At 39.9% G+C, this 9,788-nt stretch carries 8 protein-coding genes, 1 tRNA gene and 2 pseudogenes; 4 read left to right on the forward strand and 7 right to left on the reverse strand.

The features are described 5' to 3' along the window. Positions 1-506 (reverse strand): annotated as a pseudogene (locus AC2JBO_RS39145) (sensor histidine kinase); the annotation flags it as partial. Positions 507-874: 368 nt separating this feature from the next. On the opposite strand from AC2JBO_RS39145, the gene AC2JBO_RS39150 reads away from it, so the two are divergent. Both AC2JBO_RS39150 and AC2JBO_RS39155 read left to right on the forward strand, forming a co-directional pair. Next, entirely contained in the window at positions 875-1,330 is a 456-nt protein-coding gene (locus AC2JBO_RS39150; protein WP_496959028.1) for a BON domain-containing protein, read from the forward strand. Positions 1,331-1,829: 499 nt separating this feature from the next. Next, entirely contained in the window at positions 1,830-2,273 is a 444-nt protein-coding gene (locus tag AC2JBO_RS39155) for a BON domain-containing protein (protein ID WP_496959029.1), read from the forward strand. Between the two features lie 76 nt (positions 2,274-2,349). Here AC2JBO_RS39155 and AC2JBO_RS39160 read toward each other — a convergent pair whose 3' ends face one another. The 4 genes from AC2JBO_RS39160 to gltX all read right to left on the reverse strand — a co-directional run bounded on the left by AC2JBO_RS39160 (position 2,350) and on the right by gltX (position 7,160). Continuing rightward, positions 2,350-2,607 carry a peptidoglycan-binding domain-containing protein gene (locus AC2JBO_RS39160; RefSeq protein ID WP_496959030.1) on the reverse strand — a complete coding sequence of 86 codons (258 nt, stop codon included), beginning with the start codon at positions 2,605-2,607 and terminating at the stop codon, positions 2,350-2,352. Between the two features lie 250 nt (positions 2,608-2,857). Beyond that, the gene (ftsH2, locus tag AC2JBO_RS39165) at positions 2,858-4,744 is read right to left on the reverse strand and encodes an ATP-dependent zinc metalloprotease FtsH2 (protein ID WP_496959031.1); all 1,887 of its coding nucleotides are present in this window, start codon (positions 4,742-4,744) and stop codon (positions 2,858-2,860) included. A 324-nt stretch (positions 4,745-5,068) separates the two neighbouring features. Next, the gene (locus AC2JBO_RS39170) at positions 5,069-5,491 is read right to left on the reverse strand and encodes a hypothetical protein (RefSeq protein WP_496959032.1); all 423 of its coding nucleotides are present in this window, start codon (positions 5,489-5,491) and stop codon (positions 5,069-5,071) included. A gap of 223 nt (positions 5,492-5,714) precedes the next feature. Continuing rightward, positions 5,715-7,160 carry a glutamate--tRNA ligase gene (gene gltX / locus AC2JBO_RS39175; RefSeq protein ID WP_496959033.1) on the reverse strand — a complete coding sequence of 482 codons (1,446 nt, stop codon included), beginning with the start codon at positions 7,158-7,160 and terminating at the stop codon, positions 5,715-5,717. 203 nt (positions 7,161-7,363) lie between these two features. Here gltX and AC2JBO_RS39180 point away from each other — a divergent pair, with 203 nt between their 5' ends. Together AC2JBO_RS39180 and AC2JBO_RS39185 are read left to right on the forward strand one after the other, a co-directional pair. Continuing rightward, positions 7,364-8,029 carry a site-specific integrase gene (locus tag AC2JBO_RS39180; RefSeq protein WP_496959034.1) on the forward strand — a complete coding sequence of 222 codons (666 nt, stop codon included), beginning with the start codon at positions 7,364-7,366 and terminating at the stop codon, positions 8,027-8,029. 30 nt (positions 8,030-8,059) lie between these two features. Further along, positions 8,060-8,479: a hypothetical protein gene (locus AC2JBO_RS39185; RefSeq protein ID WP_496959035.1), complete on the forward strand. Its 420-nt coding sequence runs from the start codon at positions 8,060-8,062 to the stop codon at positions 8,477-8,479. A 10-nt stretch (positions 8,480-8,489) separates the two neighbouring features. On the opposite strand, the gene AC2JBO_RS39190 is transcribed toward AC2JBO_RS39185, so the two are convergent. Both AC2JBO_RS39190 and AC2JBO_RS39195 read right to left on the reverse strand, forming a co-directional pair. Beyond that, positions 8,490-8,563: transfer RNA gene (locus AC2JBO_RS39190), tRNA-Asp, on the reverse strand. A gap of 278 nt (positions 8,564-8,841) precedes the next feature. Beyond that, positions 8,842-9,788 (reverse strand): annotated as a pseudogene (locus tag AC2JBO_RS39195) (serine/threonine protein kinase); the annotation flags it as partial.

Consider the following 9,788-nt stretch of genomic DNA (forward strand, 5'->3'; position numbering starts at 1 on the left):
GCGCTTAATGCTTTCCAAGCTTGCTGTACAGTTTCCGGGTCAAAAGAAAATGAAAACAATTTATTACCATCTTCATCTTCACCCAAAACTAACACTAGTTGAAATGCATTCGTAAAAATCAAGCAAAACTGTTCCGATGCCAAAGGGTCTTGTGCGATTAACGGCAATATTGGCTCGCTTGAAGACGAACAAAATTCTGGTACTGTTACGGTAGGCATCTGAAACGGCATTAACGCCCTAGGGTTAAATGGCTGTGCCGTAAAAGTAACCGTGGTCAGATTCTGAGTTAGTGTATCGCAGCTAAAAAGTGGCGCAGGTGCTGCTAAAACTAAGCCTTGGGGTAAGTCACCGAGCGTCGTGCCGTTGAGCGTATTTAATAATAGTTTTTCCGTTGCCGCTATACAATGGCGCCATTGGCTTTCTGCTTTTGCAGAGGAAGCACACGCCACCGAAGCTTGATTGGCGGTTAAAATTTCACTCAGGCTTGGCAGAATCCATTTATACACAAAAATTCACCTCTTACTCAGAGCGCGATATCAATAGTTTTGATAGGCATACACAACTAATATGAGGTTATAAGCATTTGCGTATGTGTGGAAGTCGTAGAACCGAACATTAAGAGGGCAATTTCCCTGCTCTTGATGCGTGTAAAGTTATAAAACGATAATTAGTTCAAATCGAACATACCTTCTAACAACTCTAGGACTATCATGTAAAGCGCAATTCGCGAACCTTTTGTTTCCATCGATTGATAGATACAGAACTTAAACCTGTGGTTGATGGAATCAAGGTGTAAAGAAGGCAAAACTTTAGTAAAGGCTGTCTTTTGCGAACTCTTCACACCTTGTCTTGTAGTTTAAGGTAACAAATGGCTATGAAGAAACTAATTCCATTACTTATCAGCAGTGTATTAGTTGCAGGTGTCGCAGCTTGTGAGTCTAGCTCAAAAACAAGTGCCGATGCACCCAACAACGCTAACGAAACTGCCCAAGTTCCAGCGAAGGAAGCTGCCCAACAAGCGCAAAACGATGCTACTAACGACACGCGCAAGCGGCAAATCGAGTCAGATATTCGCGCGAGCGAACAACGCAACAAAGCAACTGGTGACGAGAATGAGCGTGATAGTGATGATTTAGAAAGCGAGGTTCGGGGTAAATTAGAGGCAAATTTACCTGCCAGTCGTTTGAAAGTTGATGCTAAAGATGGTACTGTCACCGTTACCGGAACTGTGCCAACACAAGAGCAACTTAACAAGATTCCTACCTTAGCCCAGGAAATCAAAGGTGTTACAGGCGTTAAAGTGGATGCTAAGGTCGCTCCTGCTCAATAGTACTTAAGAACGTAATCTTCAAGATGTGATTTAGGAGACGTGATATATCACGTCTCTAGATTATTTATGCTATTACACCGCACTATGATTTCATTAAATGTAATATATAATACTTATTTTTAATTAAAATTACGAATTGACTAATTAAAACATTGCAATACAATAATGCAGAACTTATTGAGCGCTCGTCGTTAGGAGGAGAAGCGAAATAGCTTTAAATCTGATAATATCGAAAAACTGTTGAAGGATAAAGCATATAAATGCAGTTGGAGATGGACTTATCTAGTGTAAGCCCTAACTTCATATGGTTGTTTATTTGATGTGTATATTTACAACAGTATACGGTATTGCAACTGTGTTTCAGTTTCATGAAACTGTTAGCAGTTAGGTACTCAATTATTTAAGCCATTTCACATTTAATTTTGTTTTAAGATTTACTCCTCAGTACCGCACGCTCTATTAACTAATCGCTACATGTCACTCAAGAAAGGAGATACAAATGAAAAAGATAATTCCATTTTTAGTTAGCGGTGTTTTGATGGTTGGTGCCGTAGCTTGCCAACAAGATGCCTCAAAAACTTCTGATGCAGGTACTACCAATGAAGCTCCTGCTAATACAGCAAAAGAAGCTGCTAACACTAAAACTACTACTAAAGATGCTGGTTCTAAAGCAACCGACACAGCCAAAACTGGAACATCAGGCGCCAAGACAGCAGCGAATAATGCAGGTGGTGTAAAAACTATTGTTAAAAACCGCTTGCAAGAAAAGTTCCCTGGTAGCAACCTATCTGTAGAAGAAAAAGATGGTGTGTTAACAGTTAAGGGTACTGTACCTGATGAAGCAACTTTAAAGAAAATTGAGCCTGCTGTTAAAGAATACAAATTCCAAGGTGTTAAAAGCGTCAAGGTAGAAGCTAAAGTCGCTGGTAAAAAAGCACAGTAGTACCTAAAAAGCAAAAGTCAAAAGTCAAAAGTCAAAAGTCAAAAGATAATATTTCTTTTACCTTTTGACTTTTTAATTAACGAGTTAATTCGCTCCAAGTTCTTGGACCGACTACTCCATCTGCTGTTAAACCACGTCGAGTTTGAAACGCTCTAACTGCACTTTCTGTCAAGGCGCCAAATGAGCCATCAACCGTAACCGGATAACCATTAGACCGTAACAGTCTTTGCAAAACTCTAACAGACTGACCAGAGTCGCCAAAACGCAAAGTAGGTAAGTTGCTAATGGGGGTAGCTAATAACCGCATTGTTGGTTCTTGATATTCTGATTCCATATTAAATCCTTTATAAAATCTCAATAAAAGTGGTTTCAACCGTACTTATATAGCTTTATCGCTTGCTTATATGGCGAAACTTGCTATAAAGACTACAAATACAAATCATATAAATACGGAAACTGGAAGAAACTTGTTTTTAAAACAAATAATCAAAACAAATAAAATGGGGACGATTATTCTAATCATCCCCGTTCAATAAATTAAATTCTGAATTGATTTACACTTGTAGCAAAAATATTACAAAATATTACAGTTGAGGTACATATTGAAGTTTTTCAGGTACATCTGTATATTCAGCTACAATTTGTCGGAATTCTTCGCCATCAATGGTTTCTTTTTCGATGAGTAAATCAACTAAGCGGTCACATGCTGTACGGTTTTCGCGGATGATTTTCCTAGCGTTTTCGTAGCACTCATCGACGATACCGCGCACTTGTGCATCAATACGTGATGCGATAGATTCAGAATACTCTGAGCGTGTTGTCCAGTCACGACCAAGGAAAACTTCACCTTGCTGACTTTCTAAGGAAACGGGACCTAAATCGGACATTCCAAATCTAGTTACCATTTGACGTGCCATTCCAGTTACTTGCTGCAAGTCGTTTCCGGCGCCAGTAGTTACTTCAGCGCTGCCAAATATAACATCTTCAGCGGCGCGACCACCTAATGCTCCTGTAATTCTCGCACGTAATTGGGCACGAGTGACTAAACCCATTTCCTCATTAGGAGTAAACCAGGTTAAACCTTGAGCTTGACCGCGCGGAATCAAAGTAACTTTTTGTACAGGGTCATGGTCTTTAATAAGTGTACCAATTATGGCGTGCCCGATTTCATGATAGGCAATTAATCGCTTGCTTTTGCCATCAACTAAAGGTGTACCTTCCATTCCCGCAACAACGCGGTCAACTGCATCATCAATTTCTAAGAGGGTAATTGCGTCTTTACGACGACGAGCAGTTAGAATTGCGGCTTCGTTGAGTAAGTTCGCTAAGTCGGCACCTGTAAATCCGGGGGTGCGACGTGCAATAGTTTCGAGCGAAACACTTGGGTCAAGTTTTTTGTTGCGCGCGTGTACTTTTAGTACTTCCAAACGACCTTTGATGTCTGGTGCATCAACTGTTACCTGACGGTCAAAGCGTCCCGGACGTAATAATGCTGCATCAAGGACATCAGGACGGTTGGTTGCGGCAATAATAATTATGCCTGTGTTACCTTCAAAACCATCCATCTCAGTAAGGAGTTGGTTTAAGGTTTGTTCGCGTTCGTCGTTGCCACCACCAATACCTGCACCACGCTGACGACCTACTGCGTCGATTTCATCGATAAAGATAATACAAGGTGCGTTATCTTTGGCTTTTTTAAACAAATCACGAACGCGCGAAGCACCTACACCAACAAACATTTCAACAAATTCTGAACCTGAAATGCTGAAGAAAGGTACACCTGCTTCACCTGCAATAGCTTTTGCTAACAATGTCTTACCAGTTCCCGGAGGTCCAACTAAAAGCACACCTTTGGGAATACGGGCGCCGACAGCGGTAAATTTTTCAGGCTGTTTAAGGAAAGTAACAACTTCTTGAAGTTCTTCTTTGGCTTCTTCAATACCAGCAACATCGTCAAACTTGACGCCAGTTTTAGCTTCCATCGAGAACCTAGCTCTCGACTTACCAAAATTCATTGCTTGACCAGGACCACCTGGAAGGTTGCTCGAACGTCGGAACAAAAAGAATAATCCAGTAATCAGTAGAACTGGGAAAATTAAATTGCCCAAAAGTCCCCAAATCGCTCCATCGTTCCGCATCGGGTGTGCGTCAAAGTTGATGTTTTTCTCTTTGAGCTTGTCGATCAACTCAGGTGCGCTTGCTGGTAAATCAACTCGTACCCGTTGAACACGATTATCGAGTGCTGGGTCAAAAGCCTCAACTATCGCAGTTCTACCACCTTCATAAAAATCAACACTCGAAACCCGATTCGCGTCCAAGTATTCTAGAAAGCGACCGTAGGTCATGCGTGTCGATGCTGTATTTCGGGTCATGTCAGCAGGAGCGTTTGCAAATGCTCCTTGCCAAAAGAAAAAGCCGATAACCAAAGCAGGTAGTGTCCAGAGTAGCAGGACTCTCCAGGAGAATTTCATTCTAATTTGCCGTCCATTATGCAGATACAACAATTAAGTGCGTTTAATACCGTGCGCTGTACACTCGGTTACGCAATCGCGCTCTAAACGGATGTTTACTAATCCATTTTGTTTAATTTGGATGTGTGACGGGGTTGTTATAATGCGAATTTTCATTACGACATTACCGTAACGTCAACAATAATCTTAATTAAATTTAACTTAATTCTCATACATTCTACTAGACATTACCCAAAGTTTGCCAACGTGCGTTGCATAAACCCAGTTTCTCACATTTTTAAGACCGACCGTTCGGAATTATTTCCTGTGCTGACTACGAACGTCCTATTTTACTTCTGTGATTCGTAATCGGTAAGGAAGATACCTATTTTTTTCATAGGAGCCAATCCAGACACTATAGGTTCCAGGTAGCCACTCACCCACGATGCCAGCATTTTTTCCATCTAAGTCATCGTTACACCAACTACCACCAGGACCTTTAACTATTAATGTTGTATCGGCAGAACTTTGAACTACTAACTTTAGATATTCAAACCGATTTTTTAGTTCAACGGTATGGTCTGGCTTTTCGTCAAAGTAACCAGCGCACGTTCCAGTAGGTGTTTCCGCTCTACTTGTTATTTGTTTGCCTGGAATTTCCCCACCGCTTATACCTCTTACTGTTACTGGGTCGGGAGCAAATTTTGTACCTATAGTCACATCCCCAAATATTGGCGCCGCTTCTTCAGCACGAACAAGGGTATTCATTGTCGAGGTTACAGTAAGCGTGATTAATAAAAAAGATAATTTTAATGTTTGGTTTAGCACGATGTTAAAAGATTGATTACATAGTCATCTAAGTGTCATATATGACATTTTTATTACGTGCTTTGTTCCCATTTAAGGAGTAATTTGCTACCAAGTTTTGATTTATGTTTCTTTTTGTTATAGGTAAAGTAAGCGCCCCAAAAGCGCTTACTTAAATTTAGTATTAAAATTTAGTCAGTGTTAGGGCATTTTGCAGGCGTGGCAAATCTACACCTTTTTGGTGGAGTAATAACCATGATTGTACTAAGTCTGGACCGTGGGTTTCTCCTGTTAGCGACGCGCGTACAGCTTTCATGACTACAGGTTTTTTGAGGTTGTGGGCTTTCATGACCTGTTTAATAATGTCTTGTGCAGTATTATCTGTTAGTCCTTCTGTATTATTCAACGTTTCTAGCACTGCTTCTAAAGCGTTTTTAGAGCCTTCCTGTTGTAATTGAGCTTTAGCTTCGTCGTTATATTCGATGGTTTCACTGAAAAACGGTTTGCTCATTTCGACTGCATCGTTCAACCGTGTCAAACTGGCACCAATTAAAGCAGTTAGTTTTTCTAACCACTGTTGGTTATGCTGATTGAGTTGATATCCAGCCTCTTCCCAAAATGGTATAAGCATTTGAGTTAACTTCTCTACAGGCATTGCGTGGATATACTGACTATTGAGCCAATCTAGTTTTGCCCAGTCAAACTTTGCCCCTGCTTTGTTCACTCGTTCAAAGCTGAATTGTTTGGCTGCTTCCTCTAATGTAAATATTTCTTGTGTTGAGTCAACAGGAGACCAACCTAGCAAAGTCATGTAATTAACCAAGGCTTCAGGGACAAAACCCATTTTTTTAAAGTCATAAATTGATGTTACTCCGTCGCGCTTCGATAATTTACGCCCTTCTTGGTTCAAAATTAAGGGTGCATGAGCAAATTCTGGGACTTTTGCGCCAAAAGCTTCGTACAATAAAATTTGCTTTGCTGTGTTGGCAATATGGTCTTCACCCCGAATGACGTGAGTGATTTGCATGTCCATGTCATCGACTACTACCGCAAAATTATAAAGTGGTTGTCCTACCGAAACTTCGGCAGCACGCGCGATTACCATGTCTCCCCCTAAGTCGCTTCCCTTCCACACGACTTGACCTCTTACTAAATCATTCCAGACTATTTCCCGGTTGTCGTCGATTTTGAAGCGAATAACGGAGCTTCGTCCTTCAGCTTTAAATGCAGCTTCCTGTTCAGCAGTTAAGTTGCGGTGACGATTATCATAGCGAGGCGCCTCGTTTTTAGCTTTCTGAACTTCACGCAATGTTTCAAGTTCTTCTGCGCTTGTGTAGCAACGATACGCTAAACCTTGCTCTATGAGTTTTTGCACTGCATCTTTATATATATCTAAGCGCTTCGACTGAAAAAATGGACCTTCATCCCAACTTAATCCCAACCAGCGCAATCCTTCAAATATATTTTCTGTAAATTCGTCCTGCGAGCGTTCAGTGTCAGTATCCTCGATTCGCAGAATAAATTTACCATCTAGATGGCGCGCGAATAACCAGTTAAATACACCAGTCCTAGCTGTACCAATGTGTAAGTTTCCAGTTGGGCTGGGTGCAAGACGAACTCTTACTGTCACGGTTTTATTCTCTCTTACTCTAAATATGGGGAGGCAAAACTAATTATATTAATTGCTGGCTCTTAAATCCTCTCTACACCACATTTTACTCAAAATTCTGGACTTTCAACTTTTGGCGCCGATTTACTACCTTTCTTAACAATAGTTTATATTTAACTATTTAGGAATGTAGTAATATTTATGTACTTGCGGAGATATTAAGTATGTATCTACTTTCAGCGCCAAAAAATAAAGAACAGCAAATGTACGGCACTAGTTTAGAAACTTTATGTAAAAATAACTACCTCAAAGAATCAGGCAGTAAATATACAACTGGAAACAATAAGCTGCAACCTGATATATTTTTAATCCCAATAACGCTAAAAGAGATGTGGGAAGAGTTTATTAAGTACAAGTTAGAATCAGAAGAAATTTGTGAAACAACTTATATAATAAGGTTTAAAAGGACTTTTACATATTTTTTGATGCCCTTTTTTGATAGAGAATTGAGTGATGAGTTAGCTCAGGATATTCTCTCGACTATCAAGGGTAAAAACTCAAATATGCGTAACTTGAGACAATTGCTTGGACACTTATCACAAGCGTGTGAAAGATTGATTAAACAAGGAAAGTTGAAGGGAAATTATTTTCTAGATTTGCAAGAATCAATTATAATTCCTCGAAAACCGCTGCACTCATATGTTGGTGACGAAGATAGAAGAGCATTTACACGTGAAGAAAGAGATAAAATTATAGCTGCTTTCTACTCCTCCACTATCAAAAGTGAAAAGCGAGCAGGCGCCTTAGTCGAATTTCTTTTTCTTACAGGATGCAGATTAGGAGAAGCTTTCGCTCTAAAATGGAAAGATATTCAAGAAGATGTGATATAGTTTGATGAAAGTTATTCAACCGAAACTAAAATCACTAAATCCACTAAAACCAGTACAGTTAGACCTTTTAAAAGCAAAGGTTTAAATCGACTTAATGACTTACTGGAAAGGATTAAACCAACTAACTTCTCACCTGAAGACTATATTTTTACCACAGTAACGGGAAAACAGTACACTCGGTTAAAACTTAGTAGTGTATGGCTAGGTATAGACAAAAGTAAAAAAGGCACTCGTTACTATTACTCAGGTGTAATATCTAAATTAGTTCAAAGTAACGAAATCAAACAATACCTCAAACCAAGTTCTACTAGGCATACCTTCATAACCATCCAAATCAGAAATGGGGCAGACCCAATGCTGCTAGCAGAATGCTGCGGCAATGGGCTTGACATCATATACCAGTATTATCTGGACAAATACGACCTCAGTACTGAGTTAAAAGATGTATAATTTGCTTCAGCGGGGTCGACGGAATTCGAATCCGCAACTTCCGCCGTGACAGGGCGGTGCTCTAACCGATTGAACTACGACCCCAAGATGTAGTTCGCTTTAAAGGCGTTTGCTTTTTCAGCAACTTTCTTATTATGCTCAGACAGAAGAAATTTGTCAAGTACTTTTTGTAGATTTTTTTTGACGCTCCTGCAACGGTGTTTTGCGCTGGATCAAAGGAAAGATGGTGAATGACGTTGCCAGTGTTAAGGTGACGTGCGGACGCGCTTCTAAAGCAAAAAATTCTAATTGGCTAGTGAGGTGCCAGATCAAAAATCGGCGCCATAGCGAACGGTAACAAGCACGGGATAAGAATAGGCACCTCAAAATACCGGACGAGATATAACACGAGAAACTCTAGATAAAGTTTGATTGAACCACTGGCGAAAACCTACCTGACGGTATTTCCGATCATGTTTCTGATTTTCAAGAAGTTGGCCAATGATTTCCGGCTTCTTCTTTTCCAAATGTAATCGCAGTATATTTTTGCTTTCATTAAGTTTTATTGCTGAAGTTGTCTTTTCAGCTAGCTCCAAATAATCTATAAGCTGCTGACGCTGATTAGCCGACAAGCTTAAAGTCACAACTTTTTCGCACTTCCCAGGATTATCAAGCGAGAAAAATAGTAAATGATAATAACCACTGTTAATCAGAGCCTGTACTATTCTCTGGCTTTTCGCATCTTTCATATCTAAAAAATAAGACAGCCAGCGTGTTAAATCTAGCTTCTTATCGCATAAAGTCGTCACCCATAGTAACAACGGATACAAATTTGGTTGAAATATCAATTCAGTATTGCTAATTTGTCCAACCAATGTATCTATCTCTCTTTTCGGTAACATTGCCCATAAGCTTGGTATGTTACCTTGAGTAGATTGTAATAAATGTGGAAAGCAAATCAGTGCCTTTGGTTTATTCAAAGGCCATGTTTTCTGCAAACAGATTTTTTCTGAAATCGAGGTGACAGGCACTAATTGTACACTTGATGGATTTTGAGAAGCTGGATTTTGAGAAGGTTGATTTGCTGAGTTTAAAAATTCTCCATCTAGCAACTGCTGAATACGTTCTAAAGCAATTAAAACCTTCTCTATATTTTGGGGGCGCCCTTTTACTTCCTTTGCCAAACAGCTCATCACTAACTCTTGTAGCTCTCTGGGAACCGTCAGGTCAGGATTGATTTCTTTAAAACTTGGTGCTGTATGAAACTTATGTACTTGATACCAGTCACCAAAAGCACTACTTTTGATTGCAAAAGGATGTTTTCCAGTAA

It is taken from the genome of Calothrix sp. CBUCES-K 9914 (assembly GCF_059640475.1).